Here is a 25,360-nt window from a genome sequence, read left to right as displayed (position 1 = left end):
ACGAGCTTCACAGACTAGAGTACAGGCAGAATAAATAGCTTCATGCTGCTATTAGGTTTTATTGGGTTTGGTCATTTCACGAATGTGACCAAACCCAAAGGTGTGTGACTTGGAGAATTTTAGTCTGCTTGCTGTCTCACCACATCAGCAATCTGATTTGCCAATAGCTTAGTTTCTGTGGAATCCTGACCCTCAACCATTACTCGAATCAGTGGCTGTGTACCGGAGGCTCTCAGTAGGACTCGCCCTCTGTGTGACAGCTGGCTTTCAGCATCAGCGACAGATTGCTTGATCATTTCATTAGTGCCTAAATCAACATTGCCGCTCAAAGACACGTTCACGAGTGTCTGCGGGAATTTGTCCATTACCTGTTTCAGGTCATGTAGTGACTTTCCGGATTCTATAACGGCTTGGAGCACTTGGAGCGCGGCAATGGTGCCATCTCCAGTTTCAATACGGTCACGGATAATGATATGGCCAGAAGATTCACCACCAAGTAAGCCGTTATTTTTAATCATTTGTTCCATCACATAACGATCACCAACATTGGCGCGATGGAAATTAAGCCCCATCTTTTCTACAGCTTGTTCAAGGCCAAGATTACTCATCAAGGTACCAACGATGTCTTGGCGTGTGTTATCTCTATCTAGTCTGTGTTTTGCAATAATCGCCAGTATTTCATCGCCATCGACTGTTGCACCAGTATGATCCACCATCATAAGGCGGTCGCCATCACCATCTAAAGCAACACCTAAGTCAGCTTCATGCAGAAGTACTTGCTTCGACAGCATTGATAGCGAGGTTGCACCGCACTCGTCATTGATATTAAAGCCATTGGGGGAGTCAGCTACGGTAATGATTTCTGCACCAAGCTCAGACAGAACATGTGGGGTAACGTGGTATGTCGCACCGTTTGCGCAATCCACCACAATTTTAAGCCCCTCAAGACTGACCTCTTGGGGTAGAGCGCGCTTACAAAATTCGATGTACCGACCAGAAGCATCATCAACACGAACTACTTTACCTAACTTGTCTGACTTTACTGTCACTAAGTCTTGCTCAAGGTAATGTTCAATTTCTAATTCTGTTTCATCCGCTAATTTTGTACCGTTTTCAGAGAAGAACTTAACCCCATTATCTTGGTATGGGTTATGAGAAGCACTAACCACGATTCCCGCTGAAGCACGGAATGTTTTTGTGAGGTAAGCAACACCTGGCGTAGGCATAGGTCCGAGTAGGCGAATATCTACACCAGCTGCCACTAAACCAGCTTCGAGTGCAGACTCCAACATATAGCCGGAGATGCGTGTGTCCTTACCGATGACTACCAATGATTTCTTTTGTGCCGCTAAGACCATGCCTGCAGCCCAGCCAAGTTTGAGTACAAAATCAGGTGTCATTGGATATTGACCAATTTCTCCGCGAATACCATCTGTACCGAAGTATTTTCTATCCATAGTTTTTACTGCCGTTTCTTTATTTTATTGATTTCATAATGTACAAACACTGTACATGCTGTTTGATGATGATCGTATTTTAACATTTATTTGTTAATGTAACGAAATATTGATACTAGAGGTTTTAAAAAACTGATTAAGTGGTTTGGCTAAAACGAAAAAAGCGGCATGAGTTACCTCAGCCGCTTTAATAAATCTGATTATGTAACATCAGATAAGTGCATTACATTAGTGTGAACTCGCCGGATCAGCACCGTCAACAACAACCTCCGGGTCTTTGTTGATGTCTGTAACAGAAGGCTCACCGCCGCCGCCTTGTCCTTGCTCAGGATGGTCATCATCTGACCAGCCTTCAGGAGGCGTTGGTTTTTTACCCTGCATGATCTCTTCGATCTGATCAGTGTCGATCGTTTCGTACTTGATCAGTGCTTCTGCCATCAGGTGCAGTGTATCTATGTTCTCACGTAGAATTGTTTCAGCACGCTCATAGTTACGATCAATAAACGTACGTACTTCCTGATCGATAGATTTAGCTGTCTCATCAGACATTTGCTTGTGTGAACTCGTACCTTGACCAAGGAAAACTTCGCCTTGTTCTTCACTGTAGGTAAGTGGGCCTAGCTTTTCTGATAAGCCCCACTTAGTCACCATATTGTGCGCAATATCAGTTGCACGCTCGATGTCGTTTGATGCACCCGTAGTAACGCTGTCTTTACCAAAGATCATCTCTTCAGCGATACGACCACCGAACAGAGTAGATATCTGACTCTCAAGAGACTGCTTGCTATGACTGAAACGCTCTTCCTCAGGAAGGAACATGGTCACACCTAAGGCACGTCCACGAGGGATAATCGTTACCTTATATACAGGGTCATGATCAGGAACTTTTAGACCAATGATCGCATGCCCGGCTTCATGGTAAGCAGTATTACGCTTTTCCTTTTCATTCATCACCATGGACTTGCGCTCTGCACCCATCATGATTTTATCTTTGGCTTTTTCGAACTCTTCCATGTTAACCGTGCGCTTATCAGCGCGTGCAGCGAACAATGCGGCCTCATTCACAAGGTTTGCCAAATCAGCACCTGAGAAGCCTGGTGTACCTCGTGCCAGCAATGATGGTTTTACATCGTTACCTAATGGTACTTTTCTCATATGTACCTTAAGGATTTGCTCACGACCCCGTACATCTGGTAAAGGAACAACAACCTGACGGTCAAAACGGCCCGGACGAAGTAGAGCAGGATCCAGTACATCAGGACGGTTTGTTGCTGCAATGACGATAACGCCCTCTGTGCCTTCAAATCCATCCATCTCAACCAGTAACTGGTTCAGTGTCTGCTCACGCTCATCATGACCGCCGCCAACGCCTGCACCACGCTTACGGCCGACCGCATCAATCTCGTCAATGAAGATAATGCAAGGCGCATGCTTTTTAGCTTGCTCAAACATGTCACGCACGCGAGATGCACCAACACCGACAAACATCTCAACGAAATCAGAACCTGAAATGCTGAAAAATGGTACTTTTGCCTCACCCGCGATAGCTTTTGCTAACAACGTCTTACCTGTACCCGGTGAGCCGGCCAAAAGAACACCACGTGGAATTTTACCACCCAGCTTTTGGAATTTACTTGGGTCACGCAAGAACTCTACGAGCTCGAACACTTCGTCTTTAGCTTCTTCACAGCCCGCAACATCAGCAAATGTTACCTTGACCTGATCTTCAGTCATCATACGAGCTTTGCTCTTACCAAATGACATTGGGCCGCCTTTACCGCCGCCGCCTTGCATTTGGCGCATGATATAGATCCAAAGACCAACAATGATCAGGAACGGAATGGTATTAATCAGAATGTCGACCAGAATATTCCGGCCCTCAGGTGGGTCAACAACCACTTCAACGTTATTAGTCAGTAATTCATCATACATTTTAGGGTCATTGTATGGTGCATAGGTCTTGAAGACCTGATTACTGCTAGTATAACCAGTGATTGTCTGATCTTGAATTTCAACCCGTGTAATCTCTTTGCCCTTCACGCGCTCAAGAAATGCAGAGTAAGACAGACTGCCTGAAGATGATGTAGGTTCTTGAAATTTACTGAAAACTCCAATGAGAACCAGGGCAATAACTACCCACATCAAAATATTTTTGTTTAATTCGCTCAAGAATAAATCCTCTATTAAGCTAAATTTCGAGTCTCAATATAATCCATTCTATCATGAATTAATCTGATTACCCTCGGCCCTGCTAATTGGTCGAAAAATACTGTGTTGCCACGACATACACTTCGCGACTACGTGCCCGTGATGCCTTTGGTTTTCGTATTTTAACTTGTCGGAAACTACGTTTCACTTCTTCGATATACTGATCAGAGCCCACACCCTGAAATAATTTCACAACCATTGCACCACCTGGTGCAAGTATACGTTGTGACATGTCCAGTGCCAGTTCACACAAATAAACTGATCCGGGCTGATCAATTGCATCGTTACCACTTAAATTGGGGGCCATATCTGAAATTACAACATTTGCCTTGTCATTTCCGATCAATTCCAGCAGTTCATTCAGAATACTGTCTTCTGTGAAGTCACCTTGAATAAATTCGACAAATGGTAGCGGATCAATGGGCAGGATATCACTGGCAATAACCCGTCCTTTAGTGCCCACCAATTCGGTTGCGTATTGACTCCAACCGCCCGGAGCAGCCCCAAGGTCTACCACCGTCATACCTTGAGTGATGAGACGATCTTTTTCCTGAATCTCCTTCAGTTTATAGATAGCTCTGGAGCGATAACCTTCTTTTTGAGAGAGTTTTACATACTCATCATCAAAATGTTCTTTTAACCAGCGTGTACTGCTTTTGCTTCGGGCCATAACGTCATACAATCCACAAATGGAAATGAATACTAAACAAATTAAACACCTCAAGTCTCTCGGCCATAAACTAAACCCTATTGTTACAGTGGGGCAGCATGGTATGAAAGAGAGTATTAATAACGAACTTGAAATTGCACTTGATTACCATCAACTGGTGAAGATCAAAGTTAGCGTTGGCGATAGAGAGGCTCGTGACGAGCTAATCAACACGCTCGCTTCAACACATTCTGCACAGTTGATCCAGCGGGTTGGTAATGTTGCATTACTGTACCGTAAAAACAAGGACAAACCGTCTGTATTTGAGATGGTTTAATTAGTCCAGCTTACCGTGCTCTCTGTCGCAGAAGGGAGCATTCTTTGTATATTTACAACCACAAAGCCCATACTTCTTAGTTTCACTTGCGGTAAATTTCATGGGTGTAAACTCGGTACCAGCATGAGAGCCATCACAAAACGGTTGCTTCTCAGAGCGGCCACAGGTGCACCACATATAAGTTTTATCTGCTTCCAGTTCAACGACAAACGGGCCTTTCTTCGCAATTACAGGCTGAGTTTTGTGAGACATTACAATTCCACCAGTTGTTGTATTTAGTATGTCGCACCTCAGCAAAGGAGGTGCGGCTCAGTAGTGACGAGCTATCGGTTTATCCTAGAATGGGATGTCATCGTCAAAATCATCGAAATTCTGTGAGGCAGGAGCCTGACGCGGTTGGTTTTGTGGAGCTGGGCGTCCACCTTGCGGTTGAGGTGCTGATTGACCGCCTGAGTTACCCATCGGTGCAGTACCGCGAGAGCCACCATCGCTACGACCACCCAGCATTTGCATTTCAGATCCGACAATTTCTGTCGTGTAACGATCTTGTCCGTCCTGACCTTGCCACTTTCGTGTGCGAAGTGAGCCTTCAATATATACCTGAGAGCCTTTCTTTAGATACTCGCCCGCGATTTCGGCTAAGCGATTAAAGAAAACCACACGATGCCACTCAGTTTTGTCAACACGTTCACCGGAGGTTTTATCTTTCCAGCTGTCAGCAGTCGCCAAGCTGAAATTTGTTACTGCGCCACCGCTAGGCATGTACTTAACCTCTGGGTCATTCCCCAGATTGCCTACCAGAATGACTTTATTTATGCCCTTGGCCATGCTTTATTCCTTATGTTCAATTATCATTATTGTCTGTTTAGCGGTGTATTATACTGCGTTCGCTTGCAATATCGATAGTTTCTGGTTGATCTGCAGCTTTTTATCTTCATCATTCGCCTGTCTTAGTAATTTCCCGGCTTCATTTTTCAATATTTCGGTTTCGATGATTGCTTGCAATTGTCGCTCGATTAATTCAGGGCTCACGGCTGGTGTGGATTCGCTCATCACTTTCTTGACCTGATCTGCGTCAGATGGCGCACGAGAATCATTGAGTGGTTGATTAGTTTCTTGTTGTTGTTTTTGCTGCTTCATCAATTCCATGATTTGATCAACCTGGGTATCAACGGTATTACTGGGAGGCACTAACGCCTCACTCGCCGCATTAGGTACCACTGCTGGCTCGACATCTTCTTGCTCAGTAGACATTTCCTGAGTGTTATCTGAATTAGACGTTGCACTAACGGTATTAGTATCAGAAGTATTACCTGCTTGAGTAACTGCAGAGGCACTTGGATTAGTAATAATGTCGGTTATTTCCGAAGTAGTCGGTTTCGCCACCTCAGACGAAGTCATTGTTCCGGTTGTAGGTGTTTGTTCTGACTTAGCCTTAGTCTGCTCAGCTTCTAGCTCAGCACGGATTTTTTCCAGTCGTTCTCTTTCAGCGGCTAACTCTTCTTGTTCACGCATTTGCTTGAGGCGTAATTGTTGTATCTCTTCTTGTTCTTGTCTGCTTGGCGTAGACGTTTCAGTGTCAGACGTGTCGTTCTGTGTCTTTACAGCAGGTGGGGCAGCAGTTATAGCCGATGTCGATTGAGTACTTGTGGTGCCAAAGAAGCGTTCGGTTAACTCTTTAATGTGTAAGTCAGGAGACTTGAGAAACAAAAACCAAATAATTCCAAGCACGAATACAACTAATAATGAGTTGGCTAATATGATGAAGTAAAAAAACAATGAGCGCTTTTGCTTTGGCGGTTCCGGAACTTCAATGGGTTCTTCAATCTCACCATGATCGCTATAGAGTAGGGGGTTTCTACGCACTGTTACTTACCTTTCTTTAGGCACAATGAAGTTGGGGGTGGTTTCCATGCGCGCTGTGTATAAATAGAGATGCCTTAATTTATCTTGCTTACAATGTCACCGTTGAATTCGAGAGTCAGGTTTTTTTGCTCCGATTTTCTTCCTTGCTCAATACTATAGTACAAGTAGTCCCAGCGTTTAGTTTGGAAGTCATCTTGCATGAGCGGGGAGCCTAGGATTTGAATAACATCAGCTTTACTCATACCAACTTTAATTTGAGCAATCGTTGCGGAGTCTAGCGCGTTGCCTTGAAGAATGGTTGGCTGGTAGCGACTACAAGCAGTAATGAGTGTAGTAAGAATAGCAATGAGTATAAGTTGTTTCATAATGTCCATTAAAACTTTAGTCGATCGGTGCTGCTGAGTGTACAGCATGAGAGTCCGCCGAGTGTTATTCTAGCGTAGCCAACTGCTGCATCAAGGTTATTTTATGATAATCCGACGAATTTTAATGTGAATCGGTAAATAAATAGCATTTCAACTTTTGCAATTGCTAAGACTCGGGGTATAATGCTCGGCTACTTAGTGAATTTTTTGTATTGAGAAATCGAATTTTATGCCAAACGTAAAGATCAGAGAAAACGAGCCGTTTGAAGTTGCGCTGCGTCGTTTTAAGCGTACTTGTGAGAAAGCAGGTGTTGTTGCAGAAGTCAGAAGTCGTGAGTTCTATGAAAAGCCAACTTCAGTTCGTAAGCGTGAAAAAGCGGCTGCTGTAAAGCGTAATATTAAAAATCTAAAGCGTGAATTGAATCGCCGTACACGTCTTTATTGATCGGTAGATTTCTCTGCCGCAGCTGTGTTGTTCCTTGCACAGCGCGGCGGCAATCTATAAATAATGTTATACGACAAAGCGCCTTTATTGGCGTTTGTTAGTTTGTGGGTATCGCGCTCGTATAGCTGACATATTGTTGAGCTGCGTTGCTATCATTACCGTGTATCTTCCTGCTACTAGTTGCCGACCTCCATCAACCTTTATTTGGGATCATTTTGTATGCCAACTTCTGAGCTAAAAAACGACCGTTATTTACGTGCTTTATTACAGCAGCCAGTGGATACAACACCCGTATGGATCATGCGTCAGGCGGGACGTTACTTACCAGAGTATCGTGCATTGCGGAAGCAAGCCGGTAGCTTTATGAATTTATGTACAAACCCGGAGTTGGCATGTGAAGTAACATTGCAGCCTCTGGAGCGATTTGATCTTGATGCGGCAATCCTGTTTTCGGATATTTTAACCATTCCTGATGCAATGGGCTTAGGGTTGTATTTTGCAGAGGGTGAAGGCCCGAAGTTCGAGAAGACGATTCGCACTGCAGCAGATGTTGAAGCGCTGCCTGTTCCGGATCCTGAGCTTGAACTTTCTTACGTCACCGACGCGGTTAGAACCATACGGAAAGCGCTCGACGGCAGAGTGCCACTGATTGGCTTTTCTGGTAGTCCCTGGACATTGGCTACTTATATGGTTGAGGGTGGCAGTAGTAAAGACTTCTCTAAAGTGAAAGGGATGCTCTACAGTGACCCGAAAACACTGCATGCGATGTTGGATAAAATCGCAGACAGTGTAATCCTTTATTTAAACGCACAAATTGCAGCTGGTGCGCAATCAGTCATGGTATTTGATACATGGGGTGGCGTACTCAGCCCTCATGTTTATCGTGAATTCTCTTTGAATTACATGGCTAAAATTGTCGATGGGCTGCAACGTGAAGCAGACGGCCGAACCGTCCCGGTAACGTTGTTTACCAAAAATGGTGGTCGTTGGGCGCAACACATTGCGGCAACGGGTTGCGACGCGATGGGTGTTGATTGGACAATTGATTTGAAAGAAGTCGTTACTGAGGTAGGTGATAAAGTCGCGCTTCAGGGTAATATGGATCCTTCCGTTTTGTATGCCGATGCGCAGACAATACAAACTGAAGTAAAGCGTGTGTTGTCAGACTTTGGTGATAAACAGACGGGGCATGTGTTCAATTTAGGACACGGAATACATCAACACGTTAATCCCGATCACCTAAAAGTTTTAGTAGACAGTGTGCATGAATTCGGGCGTAAGGCTTAAAGCCCAAATAAAATCATAACTGTGAGAAAGCCTGAGATAATACTCAGGCTTTTTTGTATCTGAAAAAGTATGTGCGATCGGGATCGTTGACTAATTGCTTTGCAATGAATTGTTAAATTGGCGAATCATCTCCATTAACTTTTCATCTTCTGTCAGTGCTTGGTTTTCCGCAGGTTGAGCATTTACCGTTGTTGGGTCAGCTGCTGCAGCTCCTTCAGGTAGTGTCACACCCGCTTCGGAACGCTTGAGTGCCAGAATGCGATCACGTTCCATCAGTTTTGCTAATTCTTCTGGTACATCGGGTGGTGGGCCAAGCTCTGGCGGTACATAGCTACTGCCGATTGATGCCAGACGGGCAATCTCTTTTTGTCTTGCGGCCACCCGACGGTTGTAATTATCGACTTGTTGTTGGTACTCAGCTCTCAATCGTTGATTCTGTCGTTCTCGTGCCTGATCTTCTGCAGTTACCAAAAACTCTTCAGGATGTAATTCACGGTACGCTAAGATTTCTTCCTCGGTTGGAATCTGTGAGCCAATGACAAGTTCAGATACCGTATCGGTTGTCAACTCAGAAGGAGGTAATCCATTTCTGATATCAAAAACAGCTTGCGTCATACCCTTAGGAGCAGGCTGCCACTTGGCGTCAGAAGTGCCTTTTAAAGCCTCTTGCATAAAATCGATCCATAAAGGAACGGCCGCTCTGGTAGAGGTCTCACCACGTCCAAGTTTGGCTAAATTATCAAAACCAACCCAAACCGCAGTGACTTTTCTGGGTGTGAATCCTAAGAACCATGCATCACGCTGGTCATTTGTTGTTCCTGTTTTACCTGCTAAGTCATTACGTTTCAGAATGCGGCTTGCTCTGGATGCTGTTCCGGATCTCGCAACATCGCGTAACATGCTGGTAATCTGATAATGAACATATGGCTCCATAATACGCTTGGCGACGGGGTTGCCATTGATGCTTGTTGGCATGTTGGGTGCATCAAGCTCTGTGAGTTTTGGATTAGGACACTGTGTACAAACCGTGTCAGGTTTGTGTTTGAAAAGAACACGGTCATCTTTATCCAGTATTTCACGAATGTAGTAGTTATTGACCTTGAAACCACCATTTGCAAACGTGGCATAGGCCGTTGCCATTTCCAGAGGTGTAACTGAGCCAGTACCAAGCGATAAGGTTAAGTCCTGAGGTAAGGCGGGGTCTGTAAAACCAAAACGACGGGCATAGGTTGTTGCTTGTTCAATACCAACTGCCTGAAGCAGCTTTATCGACACGATGTTGCGTGACTTTTTTAGTGCTTCCCGAAGCGGAGTGGGGCCATGGTATTTCTCATCGTAGTTTTGAGGAGCCCATGTACTGCCGGGGATGACGATTTCTTCATCCACAATCACGCTGGCAGGCGAATATTCACCAGTGGCGAGTGCAGAGCTATACACAAATGGTTTGAAGCTAGAGCCGGGTTGGCGCTTTGCTTGTACTGCACGGTTAAACTTACTATAGGTGAAGTCGAAACCACCGACCATTGCCTCTATTGCACCGTCTCTTGGATTTACTACGGTTAGTGCTCCGGTGACTTTGGGGAGTTGACTGAGCTCCCAGACCTTTTCATCATTCTGGCCTAGCCAAACTACATCGCCTTTCTTCAGGACTTCGTTAACCTTTTTTATGGCCGGCCCACGTCTGTTTTCAGATTTGTAGGCCCTCGCCCAGCTGACTTGTTTCAATTCCAGTTCAACCGGTGTCAGGCTATCACGGTGCTGTAAGATAGCAGTCTCTGAGTTACTCTCCAGTACGATAGCAGGCGTGATATCTTGATAGTTTTTATAAGACTTTAATTGCTTTTGGCGACTGGTTTCGTCGCTGAATTTACGAAGATCAAGATTTTCAATGGGGCCACGATAGCCATGTCGACGGCTGTAGTCGATTAAGTGTTTGCGGACCGTTTTCAGGGCAACATCTTGTTGCCGGCTATCGAGTGTTGTGTAGATCTTGAGGCCCAGTGTGTACATGTTTTCAACGCCATAACGCTCTTCTGCCTGCGCGCGTGCCATTTCAGCGATGTAGGGAGCGTAGGTCTCTGCCTCAACCTGATAAACCTTCGCTGAGATATCCTCAGCCAATGCTTCTTTATACTGTGCTTCTGTAATGTAGCCTTGTTCTTGCATCCGCAGAAGTATGTAGTCACGACGTATTTTGGCGCGCTTAGGACGTTTAATCGGATTGTAGCGAGAAGGTGCTTTTGGGAGACCAGCAATCATGGCATTTTGCGCCAGCGTTAGGTCTGACAGCTTTTTACCGTAATAAATCTCGGCTGCGGAGCCTACACCATAGGCGCGATTACCTAAGAAAATTTTGTTGAGATACAGTTCCAGTATTTCTTCTTTGGTGAACTCTTTTTCGATTTTGAACGCCAGGAACATCTCTTTGAGTTTACGGTCCGCTGTTCTTTCTGATGTCAGGAAGAGGTTTCGCGCCAGCTGCATGGTAATAGTACTAGCGCCCTGTGACACAGAACGATTCTTAATGGCTGTAAATGCGGCACGCGCGATACCACGAACATCTACACCTTTGTGATCTCTGAAGCGTGCATCCTCAATGGCGATGAAGGCATTGACCATATTGTCAGGCACTTCTTCAATCGTCACAGGACGACGACGGAACTGCCCAAACTCAGCGATCAATTGATTTTCTTTACTATAAACCTGAATGGGTAGTTGTAATTGTGTCGACCTCAGTTGTTCAGTTCTGGGGAGGTTGGGCTCGTAATAAAAGTACAGTGCGGTAAAGAAAATGGCGCCTATAGAAAACAGTACTACAGCGGGTGAGAAGACGTTTTTAAAGAAAAATTTTATAATAGTAGACATGTCTTAATCGTGTATTAACAGCGGCTTAGTGATAATGAGTAAGCTCTAACCGTCTGTCTAGAGAGTCGCTCAATCAGATGGTTGAGGGTAGACTATTTTTTTGCTTGTCGCTACCATTGAGCTATAAATCTAAACTCCGGCTCAGCTGTGAGTATATAACAATAAAAATAATACGGTGGTATTCATTCGGTGTTTTCTTTCAACAAAAAAGGTGGTCTCCTTGGGATTGATATTAGTTCCTCGGCAGTCAAGCTCATTGAGCTCTCTCAAAAAGGTGGTACCTATCGTGTAGACAGTTACGGCGTTGCATCGCTACCAGAAGGTGCGGCATACGAACGTGATATCGTCGAAGCAGATCCGGTCGGTGAAGCAATAAAGCGTGTGCTCAAGCAAAGTCGAACAAAAACTCGTCGTTGTGCACTGGGTATACCATCATCTATGGCTGTTAATAAGGTCATCGCGATGCCTGCCTCCATACCTGCATCTGAGATGGAAGCACAGGTTACTCTGGAGGCTGAGCAATACATCCCTTATCCGATGGAAGAGGTCAATTTTGACTTCGAAGTGTTAGGGCCTTCATCTCAGGCACCTGAAATGATCGATGTATTATTAGCGGCTACCCGTACAGAAAATGTTGAAATTCGTTTGGCAGCTGCGGAAATGGCGGGGCTGAATGTCGACATTGTTGATTTAGAGTCTCATGCGATTGAGCTGCTGTTTAGTACGCTGGTTGATGATGTTGTCAAACACAGCACGGTTGCCCTGGTCGACTTTGGTTCGTCGATGACGGGTGTAAACGTGTTTGAAAATGGCCGGGTGGTATTCTCACGTGAGCAGGCATTCGGAGGTAAACAGCTGACCGAAGAAATCATGCAACGCTACGGTCTGCCATATTCTGAGGCAGGTCTTGCCAAGAAAAACGGTAATTTGCCGGAAGGCTATATTCCTGAGGTGCTCGATCCTTTCCGGGACAACATGGTTCGGCAGGTACAGCGATTCCTCCAGTTCTATCATGCGTCTACGCAGCAGGGGAGTGTCGATAAGGTTTTGCTATCAGGTGGTTGTGCCAGTATTCCGGGTATTGATGAGCAAATTCAGGATGCGACCGGTATTGCAACGACACTTGCTAACCCATTCTCCAACATTGTCCTTAACTCACGGGTAAATCCGGCGCGATTCACCAGTGATATACCGGCGATGTTGGTATCAACCGGTCTAGCATTGCGAGGGCTTCTCTAATGGCAGGATTAAATTTATTACCATGGCGTGAAGCCGCCAGAAAAGAGAGTCAGAAGAAATTTGTCGTCATGGTTGTTGGTGCGATTGTGGTCGCAGCAAGTACTGTATTTGGCGTCTTTAGCTTCTATCAAGACCAAATCAATAAGCAAGACAATCGAAACAAGTACCTTCAGGCTGAAATCAAAACACTGGATAAGACCATCGCGGAGATCAAGAAGCTGGATGTGACCCGTAAAGCACTACTGGATCGTATTACGATTATCGAAGGATTACAGTCTACCCGTCCTGGGATCGTGCACTTATTTGATGAGATGGTGAAGTCCCTACCAAAAGGTATGTACTTAACGAGCCTTGAGCAGAAGAAAACCAAAATCAAATTAGAAGGTAAAGCCGAATCTAATGCTCGGGTATCCAGTTATATGAATCGTTTGGATATGTCACCCTGGCTGAGTTCATCGGCACTAAACATTATTTCGATTGATACTCGTGAAAAGACGGATCGCTTAAGAAACTTCAGTTTGAGCGTAACTCAGTTATTGAAGCCAGGTGGTGAAGGAGATTCTGACAATGGCAATTGATCTACAAGAATTAAATAGCCTAATCGATGATCCGGCTAATGTGTCACTACCAGTAAAAATTATTGCGATTGTTGCAGTATGCGGATTGGTTCTGTTCATGGGTTATAAGCTTGTCATTGTCGATAAGATGGCTGAGTTAGATGGACATGTATCGAAAGAATCAACATTGAGGACGACCTTTGAAAGCAAGCAGGCACGAGCTAACCAGTTGCCCGCTTACCGCACACAGTTAAAGGAAATGCAACACTCCTTTGGTTCGTTAATGAAGCAATTACCAAGTGGAACAGAAATCCCTGGTTTGATTCTGGATATTTCGGAGAAAGGTTTGTCGAATGGTTTAGAAATTGAATTATTTCAGCCGAAGCCTGAGCAGCAAAAAGAGTTCTATGCTGAAAAGCCGATCATGTTAAAAGCGAATGGTACTTATAACCAGCTCGCTGCGTTTGTAAGTGATATTTCAGGTTTGCCTCGTATCGTAACGATTTCGGATATTCGTCTGGCGCCAGAAAAGGTGGCTAAAGAAGAAAAGAAAAAGCAGGTGGCATTCCGTTTAACTATGGAAGCAACCATCACCACGTACCGATATCTTGATGAGAATGAGGAGGCAGGCAGCTAATGTGTAATATTAATCGATTTCAACGTGTACTGCGGCTATCCGTCGTAGCACTCATGAGTCCTGTCGTTTTAGTAGGTTGTATTAAGGATACGTCAGATTTGGACGTGTACTTTGAACATCACCGGGCCAAACAAGCTCGTGAGATTGAGCCGATACCAGAGGTTAAACCTTATCTTCGGTATGTGTATCCTGAGAATGATAAGGATCCTTTTGATGTGTCGATGTTGGCACCGAATGAGGTTCCGGTTGTTGATACAGGGATTAGTGTTGATACGACACGAGTTAAAGAGTTTCTTGAAGGTTTTCCTTTGGACAGCCTGAGAATGGTAGGAACGGTACAGAAAGATAATCACTTGTGGGCGTTAATCAAGATCCCTGATGGTGGTGTGCAAAGTGTCAAAAAAGGCAACTACCTGGGACAGAATTATGGAAAGATCCGGGCTGTTCTGGAAGGGGAAATTCAGTTGTCTGAAACAGTTTCGAATGGACTTGGAAGCTATAAAGAAAGAGAAAATAAACTCCTTCTCGCCCAGTAAACATAGCAAGACATCAGAGCAATAAACGACTGACTAAAAAACGAATAAAAATAAATAGGTCCGAACATGAAAACAATAACGCGTCTAATGACCACAATAGCGCTTCCGCTGGGATTATTAATGTCCGCAGATAGCTATGCTGCTGCGCGACTACAGAAGGTTGATGCAGTGAGTCAGGGGAATGCCAGTACTCAGCTAAGATTCTTTTTTGACTCTGCAGTAAGAGCGCCCGCGAGTTTTGCCATGCCTCAGCCTAGCATGGTTGTTTTGGACTTTGCTGACGCTGACTCTGCGATGGGTGTCCGTAAGCAACTGATAAAATCTCCGTATGTAAAGAGCGTCCGAATGGCTAAGGGTAGCGGTAAGCTCAGAGTCATGGTCTCGTTGACTCAGCAAGCGCGCTATAAAACATCGGTTCAGGGCTCACAAGTTGTCGTTACTTTTAGTCGACATGGCGCGGCCTCGGGTGATGCTCAGGTCGCACAGCAAAACCGCCAGGGACCTGCGGTCGTGCAACGTGCTGTCTCGCAACAGGCACAAGCAAGTAACTATATTCCGAGACCTGCTTCTCAAGCACCTATCAGACCTGTTCAGCGTCCTGTTACTGTTCGCCAGTTGGCACCAATTGATTTTCGCCGTCATTCTGATGGCAGTGGTAAAGCAATTATTAAATTACCACATCCTGCAACAAAAGTGACGGCTACTAAAAATGGCAACATTCTGATGGTTAAAATCAGTGATGCCGCAACGAAAGAGCCACGCAAGCGTCTGAATGTTCTGGATTTTGCTACACCTGTGTCGTACATCGATATTGAACGCAAAGGTGCGGATGCACTGGTTAAGCTTATTGCTAATACTGCGTTTGAGCACAAAATTAGTCGTGAGGGTAATCAATACGTCATTACGATGGGAAAAGTACAGCGTAAGGAACAACCTGTTGATCCACTAAAACCTGTGCAAAAGAAATACAAAGGCAAGCCATTATCATTAAACTTTCAAGATATTGAAGTGCGTTCGGTATTGCAGTTATTGGCTGATTTCACCGATAAAAATATAGTGGTGAGCGACAGCGTAAAAGGTAACATCACGTTACGTCTGAAGTCGGTTCCATGGGATCAGGCGCTGGATATCGTATTAGAATCAAAAGCACTGGCCATGCGTAGTAACGGTAATGTTATCTGGGTTGCACCAGCGGTGGAGTTGCAAGCTAAAGAGCAGCAAGAGCTTCAGGCACTAGAGCGCAAGAAAGCACTAGAGCCATTGGTGACGGAATACATTTCTGTGAACTTCGCAAAAGCGGATGAAATGTTGGCACTGATTAACTCCCAAACCAACGGTAAAAATTCATCAATGTTGTCTGACCGAGGTAACGTTTCGGTCGATACCCGAACCAATACTTTGTTAGTACAAGATACAGTATCACGAGTAGACCAAGTGCGTAACATGGTGAAGAGCCTTGATGTGCCGGTTCGCCAAGTCTCTGTTGAGGCACGTATTGTTATAGCTAGCGATAACTTCGGTAAGGAGCTGGGTACACGCTTTGGTGTCACAAAGATTGGTAGCAGTGGCGGAATTACCTCAGGCTCCCTGGGATCAACAAGTAGCATTGCAGACAACATGGCTTCAGGTACGAGTATTGAAGTACCAGGGCTTGATGACCGTCTGAATGTTAATCTTCCGGTTGTTGGAGCGGCTGGTTCACTGGGCTTCTCGTTATTAGCTAAAGATTATCTACTGGATCTTGAGCTTTCTGCGCTTCAGGCTGAGAGTAAAGGTGATGTTGTTTCAACACCTCGTGTAGTGACAGCGGATAAGAAAAAGGCTGTCATTGAGCAGGGTGTTGATATTCCTTACCTACAAGCCAGCTCAAGTGGTGCAACCAGTGTATCATTTAAAAAGGCTGTACTAAGTCTTGAAGTAACTCCGCAAGTTACACCCGATGAGCATGTCATCATGGATCTTAAAGTGAACCAAGACACAGTTGGTGAAGTGTACTCAGGTGTACCAAGCATTAACACTCGTGAGATTACAACGCAGGTATTGGTTGATAACGGGCAAACGGTGGTACTAGGTGGTGTTCACGAAGAAACAAATCAGAATGACACGACTAAAGTACCAGTACTTAGTGATCTGCCGTACCTTGGGAAGTTGTTCCAGAAGAATGTGAAGAGTAATGACAAGCGAGAGCTGTTGATCTTTGTTACGCCGAAAATCATGAACTAAGCTGTACACAGGTATTTGCGCGGAATTCACTTGCATCCTTGAATTCCGCGTAATCATTTCATGCAATCAATTGCTGTAGCGTTTAGAATAGACAACGTTAAAGTAGCATAGAGTGGCTCGAAGCCTGTGAAGCGAAATATTTATCTGGTTGGTCTGATGGGGGCTGGAAAGTCAACAGTAGGCCGTCAACTAGCACGTCGTTTAAAATTAGACTTTTATGATTCTGATCGTGTGATTGTTGAGAAGACTGGCGTGCCAATCTCAACGATTTTCGATATTGAAGGCGAACAAGGCTTTCGTGACAGAGAAACGGATACCCTGCGCGAATTAAGTCACTACGATGGATGCGTAATCGCAACGGGCGGTGGAAGTTTGATTCGTCCCGAGAATCGTGAAGTCATTGCCAAAACAGGCTGCGTTATCTATCTCAGAACCTCCGCGGAGCGTCTCTACTCCCGCATCAAGCATGACCAGGCGCGACCACTCATGCAAACCGATAATCCCCTACAGACTCTAAGAGACCTGTTAGCTGAGCGCGAACCTGCTTATTTAGAAGCAGCGGATATCGTCATTCGCACTGGCAATCAGAAAGTAGGCATCGTGATTCACCGTATTGAGCAGGCAATTAAAAAGGAGCGACGCAATGCAAACGCTAACCGTTGATTTAGGCGACCGAAGTTATCCAATCTACATAGGTCCTGGCTTGCTGAGTAAGCCTGAATTAATCACTCCTTTTATCAAAGGTAAAAGCACGGTTACAGTGAGTAATGAAACGGTCGCGCCTTTGTATATGGATAAAGTGCAGCAGAATTTACAAGGGCTTAAGAACTGTCAGGTCACCTTACCGGATGGTGAAAAATTTAAGACACTGGAAGTATTGGATCAAATCTTCAGTAGCATGCTGGAAAACCAATGTGATCGCAGAACCACATTATTGGCACTGGGAGGCGGTGTTGTAGGGGACATGGGTGGTTTTGCTGCGGCTTGCTATCAACGTGGAGTGAATTTTATTCAGATCCCGACGACATTATTGTCGATGGTTGATTCATCAGTCGGCGGAAAGACGGGCGTCAATCATCCGATGGGTAAGAACATGATCGGTGCTTTTTATCAGCCACAATGTGTGTTGATTGATACCGATACCTTATCGACACTGGATGACCGTGAGTTGAGTGCAGGTCTAGCAGAGGTCATTAAGTACGGATTGATAGGTGACCCAGAATTTCTAGACTGGTTGACTAAGAACATGTCAGCACTGATGGCGAGAGAGACTGATGCGCTGAGTTATGCAATCTACAGATCCTGTCAAAATAAAGCCCGGGTAGTGGCTGCAGACGAACGCGAAGCTGGACAACGAGCCTTGCTTAATTTGGGTCATACTTTTGGTCACGCCATTGAAACAGGGATGGGATACGGTAATTGGTTACATGGCGAGGCGGTAGCAACCGGTACCGTCATGGCTGCAGAGTTGTCTCATAACATGGGTTGGTTGAGTGCAGACGACCTTGAGTTTGTAAAAAACATATTCTTAAAAGCTAATTTACCGGTCGAGCCACCTGCTTCATTATCAGCGGATGAGTTTATGCAGCATATGTCCAGGGACAAGAAAGTGCAGGATGGTGTGCTTAGCTTGGTGCTACTGCGTCAGTTAGGTGAAGGTGTATTGACGAGTGATTATGACCCACAGGCACTCAGAGCGGTGTTGGAGCGACAATGATAGCGAGTTACGCGGCAAAGGTTGAGACGAGTCAGGGCAGGCAATATCCTGAGCCTACACCCACTTTCCGCACGGAATATCAGCGTGACCGCGACCGAATCATTCACTCCACAGGCTTTCGCCGACTGGAATACAAAACGCAGGTATTTGTCAATCACGAGGGTGATTTATACCGAACGCGCTTGACGCACTCGATGGAAGTGGCACAGATTGCCCGATCCATTGCCCGTACACTTCAGCTCAATGAGGATCTCACGGAAGCCATTGCGTTAGCGCATGATTTGGGTCATACCCCGTTTGGTCACGCAGGGCAGGATGCGCTTAATGCCTGTATGAAACCGTTTGGTGGCTTTGAGCACAATCTGCAGTCGCTGCGTGTAGTGGATCACTTAGAAACAAAGTACGCAGAGTTTCCCGGCTTGAACCTCACATTTGAAACACGCGAGGGGCTCCTAAAACACTGTGCATTAAAAAATGCCAAAGAGCTTGGGTCAGTTGCTAAGCGCTTTTTAGATAAGACTCAACCGAGTCTGGAAGCTCAACTAACCAATATTTCAGATCAGATCGCATACAATAATCATGACATCGATGATGGTATCCGCTCAGGCTTAATAACGGTTGAGCAACTTCGCGAAACGGACTTGTTTGCCGTGCATTACGATCAGGTCAAATGGAAATACCCTGACTTAGATGAAAACCGTAGTGTGCATGAAACCATTCGCCGTATGATCGGAGAGCAGGTCGTGGATTTGGTTGAAACCAGTCGTGAACTGATCAGTAATGCAAATATTGAAACGATAGAAGACGTCAGATCGCATTCTGAAGCCTTGATCCGATTTAGTGATGAGATGTTTACACAAAGTCGCTTGATGAAAAAATTCTTGCGAGAGAACCTTTATTTTCATCACAAAGTCTATCGCATGACTCGCAAAGCGCACCGGATTATCGAATCCTTATTCGAAGCGTTCATCAATGATGTGCGTTTGTTACCTCCTGAACATCAGGCCTACGCTAAAGAAGCTAAGCTGTCCGGTGGTGAGGCGGATTATGCCAGAGTAGTTGCAGACTATATCGCTGGCATGACTGACCGTTTTGCGATTAAGGAATATGATCGCTTGTTTTCGATGAGTGGAAACCTACTTTAAAGAACCTCTAAATCCATCCTGTATTACATGGATGTGAGTCTTTTCTTGCCTTTTTGTTTTAAGTGTGTAAAATTAATACACAAGAATAATTAAAATTAAGTGAAGCAGGTTCTGACCTAGTTTCACACAGGGGCACGCCGTGAAAAACTCAGATCTAAAGGCTTCAAATCAGAAGCAAAACTTCAATATATTCGTAGACACAATCAAGTCGATTACAACCATAGCCGTTGCCAGTGGCGCTTTATTTCTAATTGGTTTTCATGTCATTCCAGTGTTTGCTGACAAAGCGCCTCAGATTTTTTCAGAGGACAATACGAACAATCAGATTGTGTTTAATCAAGAAGTCAGTTCAGTCATTTCTAATGGTGCTGTTTCAGCAGAAAAAAAAACCTTACGGTAAAAACTGGTACACCGGACAGTGATGGCGATGGCTTGTCAGATATCTGGGAGACTAAAATCGGTTCAGAGTCACTGCTGACTGACACTGACGGGGATGGCATTCCTGATGGTGCTGAAGTTAACCTGCAAACAAAGTCCCTCTATGATCATGACAACGATGGCCGTCCTGATATTTTGGATATGGATGATGATGGCGATGGTATTCCCAGCGTTTATGAAGGAACCAGTGATGCCGACAGTGACGGTTTAGCAAATTACCTTGATACAGATTCAGACGGAGATGGTGTTCCGGATCGTGATGAAGTTGTATTGAGTCTCAAAGACGTAGATTCTGACCGAGTAGATGATCGCTTTGATGCAGATATACACTCCGGAGTCGATGCAAACGGTGATGGCATTCTCGATCAATTCACGTTTGCAGACTCCAATCGTAATCAAATTGCAGACTTTTTAGATAAGGCGGTTCGTGGCCTGACAAGTCACAGAAACATTGCCGCAGCAAAGCCCGCAAAAAAGAGTCCCGCTCAGAAAGTACAGAATAAAGTCGCACCAGCTATCAGCATCAGTAATCATTCTGAAGCGAGGAAGCCAATCAAAGAAGTAGTTCACTCCAAAACCATTGCAAAAAAAGTACAAATGCACGATGACTCAGATGGTGATGGTCTTAGTAATGCAATTGAGCTAGCGCTTGGGCTAAATCCATCTAAGGCAGATTCTGATGGTGATGGATTGAATGATGCACTTGAGGTCGGCATTGATCTAAAATCACCACAAGATAGCGACCGCGATGGTGCGATAGATGCACTTGATCCTGACGATGATAATGATGGTATTCTGACACGCAAAGAAATTCAGCTATCTAAAACCTTGAAGCATAAGCTGGATACAGACAATGATGGTGTGTTTAATTACCAGGATGCAAATGATGACGGTGACAGCCGCTTAACCAAGCTTGAAGGGTCATCAGCGGATAATGATAACGATGGGATACCTGATTATCTGGATAACAATGACGGTATTTCCAAATCTGATCCTGCTAAAGTGGTTGTCCTGTACGATAAATCAAACGCCTTGTCTAACGCGCAATCTGGCAAGCAAACTGACCCGGCACTGGCGATTGTGACAAGTCAGTAGAAAACACACGCTGCTTAGGATTCAGAGTTTGCCATCCCTTGTCGTTGACTGCGTCGCTCTGTCATAACAGGTAGCCACTTGTTAAGAATCTCTTTCATCTCTTTAACGCGTACAGGCTTAGATAAAAAGTCATCCATGCCAGCGTCAAAACATTTCTGATCATTATTCAGCATCGCATGAGCGGTGAGTGCAATCACCGGCGTCGTGTTGAGTAAGTTGCTACTGCTGAATTTTCGTATTTCCTTAGTGGCTTCATAGCCATCAAGCACTGGCATTTGGCAATCCATAAAGATCAGGTCATAGGGTTTTTCATTGAGTGCTTCCAATGCTTCTCGCCCGTTGTTAACCACATCGACCTGATAGCCCAGCTTTTTCAACATGGTTGTAGCAACCATTTGGTTAACCTTGTTGTCTTCGGCTAACAATAGCTCAAACAAAATTGGAGCGACGACCGGAGTAGGGCTACTTGGTATGATGGCTACTTCTGTGTCTAAGGTGTCAGATGACCCCGATGGTTCTGTACTGACCTGTTCCGGCTCTTGTCCCGTAATCAACTTTATTTCAGTGTGTTTGAGTGGTTTTTGCATCAAGTGAATATTGTCACCCAGTGAAACCGCTTCAAGACTCATAAAGCTTTGCATGCTGCCAAACAGAACGATTTGCGCAGTGCTAACCTCTCTGATTGATTTAATCAGGCTAAGCGCACCGAGAGGATGTTCAGGGTCGTAATAAAGGTTATCAGCATCAATAGCAATCAAGTCATAGGGTTGCGCTTCAACCTGACTAAAGCACTGATTAAGTGTGGACACCATTTTAGGTTTCATGTCCCAATCGAGCATTTGCCGTTCATGGTAACGGTTGAGCACAGCATCGGTGCTATACATCAATACGCTCAAGCCATTCGCCTGAATATAGGGGTGGGCCGAGTCAGCTGCCTTTGCAGTGATTCCGGATGGCAGACTGAAGTAGAAGTTGGAGCCTTCGCCTTGCTGGCTTTCAACGGCTAAATCGCCACCAAGCAGGTCAACCAATTGATGACAGATCGCCAAACCTAAGCCTGTTCCTCCGTGTTCACGAGTGCTCGAGCCATCCACTTGCGAGAAAGCGTCGAACAAGGTTTTCTGAGCTTCTTCGGGAATGCCACTACCACTGTCTTTGACATCAAAACGGATAAGCCCGTCTTGTGAAGATAAATGGAGGATGACATAGCCTTGTTCGGTGAACTTTAAGGCATTACCCAAAAGGTTAATCAGGATTTGACGTAAGCGTCCCGAATCACTCACCATGACTTGCGGCACATCCTTATCGACAAATAGTGCCAGATTGATTTGTTTACGCGACGCTTCTTCAGCTAATAAATCAATCACAGCTTCCAACATGTGAATTAACTGGAAGTCATGCGGTTTTATCGTTAATTTTCCGGCTTCAATTTTTGAAAAGTCCAGAATGTCATTGATAATAACCAGTAGTGATTCTGCACTTTCATGCACCGTACGTGTCAGGTTGCGTTGCTCGAGACTTAGCTTAGAGTCAAGCAACATTTCAGTCATCCCGATAACACCATTCATGGGTGTACGGATTTCATGGCTCATATTAGCTAAAAATTCAGACTTCAAATTAGCTGACTCAACCGCGGCCCGGTGGGCTTCTGCAATGTTCTTTTCATTTTCTTTACGGTGAGTGATGTCACGAATGATTCCCGTAAACAGGATTTCATCATCAACGCGTGCATCATTCACAGACAGCTCAATCGGGAACTGTGATCCATCTTTACGGACTGCACACAGCTCTCGACGCATCCCAATGATGTGTTCTTCGCCGGTTTTTATGTAAGCTTTCAGGTAACCATCATGAGCGTGTTTGTGATCATCGCCCATCAGTATGTTGACGTTCTGCCCGACCAGTTCACCTACAGTGTAACCAAAGACTTTTTCGACGGCGGAATTCACATCAGTAATAACACCGTATTGATCGATCGCAACAATCACGTCCTGGACTGAGTTAACGACGGCGCGCATTTTGGCTTCAGTGACTTTCAGTGTTTTGGTAACGGTTTTACGGCGCTCAATTTCCTGTGACTTTTTCTGATTGCTGAGGTTAGTATCGGTCAGCGCTAAGTGCGTGGCTTTGAGTGAATTTCGTAGTCGTTTTAGCACGGTAAACAGCAAGGCCACCATTCCTAGCACGACACCAAGCATAATCAAAAATGACTGCTGTAATGACTTCTGTGCCGCTGATTCAAAGCTAGCTAACGGACGGGTTATTTCTAAGACGCCTCGAACATCCCCGACTTTCCAATCGTTTTTAGGTGTTCCTGTGTAATTATTATGACAACCAACGCAGCTTTCACCCAACACATCAGCCTGAGCAAACCGAAGCACTTGAGTGCCATTGAGTGTTTCGATTCTTGAAAAAGTCCTGTCAGGATTAGCTGACAAGCTTTTAAGTGCTGCAACCTCAAAGTCATCAAGGTCAGTCTTAGTCCGCCAGGGAAATGGTTTGTCACTGTATAGGCGTACTTGATATTCGGTATTTTCACTTTCCAGAAAGCTACCAAAATCTTTAGCGAATGTCGCGGGTAGTGGTAGGGCATTTTCCCGGTCTAAATAGTCATGTGTAACAGCAAGGCCTGCTTCATTCGCCTTGGGAACGATCGTTTTGGAATAGAAGTTACGAAACTGTGCCACGGATTGAGCGAAGCGAGTGGTATCTTCAATAGCACTCGCTTGATTGAGCTTGGTGGCTTCGTTATAGCTACGCCAGAGTACAAAGCCAGATCCAAGAATCAAAAATAAGGCCAGTATAAAAACGATGTAGCGAGTAAATATATCATCGGCCGGACTTTGTTCATTCTGCTGCAGCTGCATGTGTTGTTGTCTCGTGAGGAGGTTTTAGTTATTTTTATGCCCAATATTACAACAATTATCGACGAGCTTCACAATCATGGCAAGTGTTATGAGCCAAGAGATTAGTGATGCACCCCAATCATTACTCGCTTAGCCTTTCAGGGCTTCGCGGATCGCTTCAGCAATTGCCGCGGCATTTGCTCCGTGTGGTTGAGAGCTGACGAATTTACCATCTCTTCCGATAATGAAGGTTGTAGAGGTGTGATCCATCAGGTAGCTCATCGCTGATTCAGTATCTACTTTCGCGAAATAGCTGCCGTATTGGCGGGCGACTTTCTGAATCTCTTCCGGTGTGCCGGTAATGCCATCAAATTTTTCATGGAAATAGGCCGCATACTGCTGAAGTTTTTCGCCATTATCCCGCTCAGGATCAACACTCACAAAGAGCCCCTGAACGTCTTCAAGCTCTGTATCAGACAGGCTTCTCATCGCTGAGCCTATCACCGCCAGAGAAGTCGGGCAGACATCCGGGCATGAGGCGTAGCCAAAATAGAGCACCACAATCTTTCCACGATAATCACTCAGGGAAACAGGCTTTCCGTCCTTTGGCGTTAAAGTAAAGTCTCCTCCAAAGCTTTTCCCCGCAATCGGAGTCATCTTACTTTCTCCTGCCGTTTGCTTATTCGACAGAAATTGCTGAGCAACAACAAGACCACCGATAAAGGCTAATACCGAAAGGATAAAAATAATTTGTTTCATGCTGTTTACCTGAATACATGGTTTGTTGGATAAGGCGAGATTATAAAGCTTAGTCAGGAATCAACAAAGTATTGTATGGATTACATTTTCATTAGTCTTCGATGTGTAAAAAGTAAAATAGAACTTCATGATTTATAGCTATAAAAACTATCAGTGCAATCTGTCGATATCGCTTAAAACTAACTGGTAAACAGCCGGTCACTACTATTGCCGGGTTGATAATTCCGGCACTCTTATCACTAATAACCAAGGATGGATATTATGAAAAACAAAATAGTCGCGCTAACGTCAGTCATCGCTCTCTTCGTACTCGGATCTCACGCCTGGGCTGATAGCCACAGTTCAGCTGAAGTCAAAGCACCAGAGGAGGCCGCCGAAGCGACTGAGTCAATGGAAGCACCGCGTTTGTGTATTCCTCGTGAAGAAGCTGAAGCAGCGACAGTACCTTCCGACGGTAATGCGGAAGTGGAAGCGAAGCCCGAAGAGGCTGATAAACCGGAAGCCGAAGAAGTTGCACCTGCCGAAGGCGGTGATGAAGCAAAAGAAGAAACTGCTGAGGCAGAGGCTGCACTGCCAATCTGCGATGAGGATGGTAATCCACCTGCAGTAGAAGCCGAAGCCACTGAGGAGACTGCAGAAGCGACTGAGGAACCCGCTAAAACAGAATAAGACGTTCCTCTTAAAAGGCA

Annotated in this window: 24 protein-coding genes and 1 pseudogene; 15 read left to right on the top strand and 10 right to left on the bottom strand. The window is 45.1% G+C overall.

The features are described from left to right. Window positions 1-119: 119 nt before the first annotated feature. The 3 genes from glmM to rlmE all read right to left on the bottom strand — a co-directional run bounded on the left by glmM (window position 120) and on the right by rlmE (window position 4,335). Window positions 120-1,457 (bottom strand): phosphoglucosamine mutase, encoded by a 1,338-nt coding sequence (gene glmM / locus DKW60_RS01240; protein ID WP_109835848.1) that lies wholly within the window; start codon window positions 1,455-1,457, stop codon window positions 120-122. Between the two features lie 228 nt (window positions 1,458-1,685). Continuing rightward, complete coding sequence (gene ftsH / locus DKW60_RS01235; protein ID WP_425451276.1) at window positions 1,686-3,599, bottom strand: ATP-dependent zinc metalloprotease FtsH; 1,914 nt, start codon at window positions 3,597-3,599, stop codon at window positions 1,686-1,688. 109 nt (window positions 3,600-3,708) lie between these two features. Beyond that, on the bottom strand, window positions 3,709-4,335 hold the full coding sequence (gene rlmE / locus DKW60_RS01230) for a 23S rRNA (uridine(2552)-2'-O)-methyltransferase RlmE (RefSeq protein ID WP_109835846.1): 627 nt from the start codon (window positions 4,333-4,335) through the stop codon (window positions 3,709-3,711). A 25-nt stretch (window positions 4,336-4,360) separates the two neighbouring features. Between rlmE and DKW60_RS01225 the strand changes: the two genes are divergently transcribed. Next, the gene (locus DKW60_RS01225; RefSeq protein WP_245929530.1) at window positions 4,361-4,651 is read left to right on the top strand and encodes a YhbY family RNA-binding protein; all 291 of its coding nucleotides are present in this window, start codon (window positions 4,361-4,363) and stop codon (window positions 4,649-4,651) included. Here the strand turns inward: DKW60_RS01225 and DKW60_RS01220 are convergent, their stop codons facing one another. From DKW60_RS01220 to DKW60_RS01205, 4 genes are all read right to left on the bottom strand, one after another. Next, entirely contained in the window at window positions 4,652-4,903 is a 252-nt protein-coding gene (locus DKW60_RS01220; RefSeq protein WP_109835844.1) for a CDGSH iron-sulfur domain-containing protein, read from the bottom strand. Between the two features lie 84 nt (window positions 4,904-4,987). Further along, window positions 4,988-5,479 (bottom strand): single-stranded DNA-binding protein, encoded by a 492-nt coding sequence (gene ssb / locus DKW60_RS01215; protein WP_109835843.1) that lies wholly within the window; start codon window positions 5,477-5,479, stop codon window positions 4,988-4,990. Window positions 5,480-5,527: 48 nt separating this feature from the next. Next, the gene (locus tag DKW60_RS01210) at window positions 5,528-6,517 is read right to left on the bottom strand and encodes a cell envelope integrity protein TolA (protein WP_109835842.1); all 990 of its coding nucleotides are present in this window, start codon (window positions 6,515-6,517) and stop codon (window positions 5,528-5,530) included. A gap of 74 nt (window positions 6,518-6,591) precedes the next feature. Further along, the gene (locus DKW60_RS01205) at window positions 6,592-6,882 is read right to left on the bottom strand and encodes an outer membrane protein assembly factor BamE (protein WP_181389543.1); all 291 of its coding nucleotides are present in this window, start codon (window positions 6,880-6,882) and stop codon (window positions 6,592-6,594) included. A gap of 229 nt (window positions 6,883-7,111) precedes the next feature. Here DKW60_RS01205 and rpsU point away from each other — a divergent pair, with 229 nt between their 5' ends. Continuing rightward, complete coding sequence (gene rpsU, locus DKW60_RS01200; RefSeq protein ID WP_109835840.1) at window positions 7,112-7,327, top strand: 30S ribosomal protein S21; 216 nt, start codon at window positions 7,112-7,114, stop codon at window positions 7,325-7,327. 219 nt (window positions 7,328-7,546) lie between these two features. After that, window positions 7,547-8,614 carry a uroporphyrinogen decarboxylase gene (hemE, locus tag DKW60_RS01195; RefSeq protein WP_109835839.1) on the top strand — a complete coding sequence of 356 codons (1,068 nt, stop codon included), beginning with the start codon at window positions 7,547-7,549 and terminating at the stop codon, window positions 8,612-8,614. A gap of 90 nt (window positions 8,615-8,704) precedes the next feature. On the opposite strand, the gene DKW60_RS01190 is transcribed toward hemE, so the two are convergent. Next, window positions 8,705-11,479 (bottom strand): penicillin-binding protein 1A, encoded by a 2,775-nt coding sequence (locus DKW60_RS01190; RefSeq protein ID WP_109835838.1) that lies wholly within the window; start codon window positions 11,477-11,479, stop codon window positions 8,705-8,707. A 189-nt stretch (window positions 11,480-11,668) separates the two neighbouring features. Between DKW60_RS01190 and DKW60_RS01185 the strand changes: the two genes are divergently transcribed. From DKW60_RS01185 to DKW60_RS24575, 11 genes and pseudogenes are all read left to right on the top strand, one after another. Further along, window positions 11,669-12,718 carry a pilus assembly protein PilM gene (locus tag DKW60_RS01185; protein ID WP_109835837.1) on the top strand — a complete coding sequence of 350 codons (1,050 nt, stop codon included), beginning with the start codon at window positions 11,669-11,671 and terminating at the stop codon, window positions 12,716-12,718. Next, window positions 12,718-13,296 (top strand): PilN domain-containing protein, encoded by a 579-nt coding sequence (locus tag DKW60_RS01180; protein WP_109835836.1) that lies wholly within the window; start codon window positions 12,718-12,720, stop codon window positions 13,294-13,296. Before DKW60_RS01185 ends, DKW60_RS01180 begins: the two co-directional genes overlap by 1 nt. Beyond that, window positions 13,286-13,912 (top strand): type IV pilus inner membrane component PilO, encoded by a 627-nt coding sequence (locus DKW60_RS01175; RefSeq protein WP_245929529.1) that lies wholly within the window; start codon window positions 13,286-13,288, stop codon window positions 13,910-13,912. Before DKW60_RS01180 ends, DKW60_RS01175 begins: the two co-directional genes overlap by 11 nt. A 53-nt stretch (window positions 13,913-13,965) precedes the next feature. Continuing rightward, a complete protein-coding gene (locus tag DKW60_RS01170) occupies window positions 13,966-14,448 on the top strand; it encodes a pilus assembly protein PilP (RefSeq protein WP_245929528.1) in 483 nt (160 codons plus the stop codon). 66 nt (window positions 14,449-14,514) lie between these two features. Continuing rightward, the gene (locus tag DKW60_RS01165; RefSeq protein ID WP_146203414.1) at window positions 14,515-16,671 is read left to right on the top strand and encodes a type IV pilus secretin PilQ; all 2,157 of its coding nucleotides are present in this window, start codon (window positions 14,515-14,517) and stop codon (window positions 16,669-16,671) included. 126 nt (window positions 16,672-16,797) lie between these two features. Beyond that, on the top strand, window positions 16,798-17,334 hold the full coding sequence (locus DKW60_RS01160) for a shikimate kinase (protein WP_109835834.1): 537 nt from the start codon (window positions 16,798-16,800) through the stop codon (window positions 17,332-17,334). Next, window positions 17,315-18,388 (top strand): 3-dehydroquinate synthase, encoded by a 1,074-nt coding sequence (gene aroB / locus DKW60_RS01155; protein WP_109835833.1) that lies wholly within the window; start codon window positions 17,315-17,317, stop codon window positions 18,386-18,388. The genes DKW60_RS01160 and aroB overlap by 20 nt, the downstream gene beginning before the upstream one ends. After that, window positions 18,385-19,533 (top strand): deoxyguanosinetriphosphate triphosphohydrolase, encoded by a 1,149-nt coding sequence (locus DKW60_RS01150; protein WP_109835832.1) that lies wholly within the window; start codon window positions 18,385-18,387, stop codon window positions 19,531-19,533. Before aroB ends, DKW60_RS01150 begins: the two co-directional genes overlap by 4 nt. A 139-nt stretch (window positions 19,534-19,672) precedes the next feature. Then, the gene (locus tag DKW60_RS01145; protein ID WP_109835831.1) at window positions 19,673-19,933 is read left to right on the top strand and encodes a hypothetical protein; all 261 of its coding nucleotides are present in this window, start codon (window positions 19,673-19,675) and stop codon (window positions 19,931-19,933) included. 14 nt (window positions 19,934-19,947) lie between these two features. Further along, window positions 19,948-20,064, top strand: a pseudogene (locus tag DKW60_RS24450) (hypothetical protein); the annotation flags it as partial. Window positions 20,065-20,112: 48 nt separating this feature from the next. Continuing rightward, entirely contained in the window at window positions 20,113-21,066 is a 954-nt protein-coding gene (locus DKW60_RS24575; protein WP_342767106.1) for a hypothetical protein, read from the top strand. Window positions 21,067-21,080: 14 nt separating this feature from the next. On the opposite strand, the gene DKW60_RS01135 is transcribed toward DKW60_RS24575, so the two are convergent. After that, window positions 21,081-23,933 (bottom strand): response regulator, encoded by a 2,853-nt coding sequence (locus DKW60_RS01135; RefSeq protein WP_109835829.1) that lies wholly within the window; start codon window positions 23,931-23,933, stop codon window positions 21,081-21,083. Between the two features lie 129 nt (window positions 23,934-24,062). Beyond that, a complete protein-coding gene (locus DKW60_RS01130) occupies window positions 24,063-24,671 on the bottom strand; it encodes an SCO family protein (protein WP_109835828.1) in 609 nt (202 codons plus the stop codon). A gap of 261 nt (window positions 24,672-24,932) precedes the next feature. Here DKW60_RS01130 and DKW60_RS01125 point away from each other — a divergent pair, with 261 nt between their 5' ends. Then, window positions 24,933-25,340: a hypothetical protein gene (locus DKW60_RS01125; RefSeq protein WP_109835827.1), complete on the top strand. Its 408-nt coding sequence runs from the start codon at window positions 24,933-24,935 to the stop codon at window positions 25,338-25,340. Window positions 25,341-25,360 lie beyond the last annotated feature (20 nt).

This window comes from Leucothrix pacifica, assembly GCF_003172875.1.
Taxonomy (GTDB): Bacteria; Pseudomonadota; Gammaproteobacteria; order Thiotrichales; family Thiotrichaceae; genus Leucothrix; species Leucothrix pacifica.
Note: the sequence above shows the minus strand (reverse complement) of the source record. Positions and strands in the feature narration are given on the sequence as shown.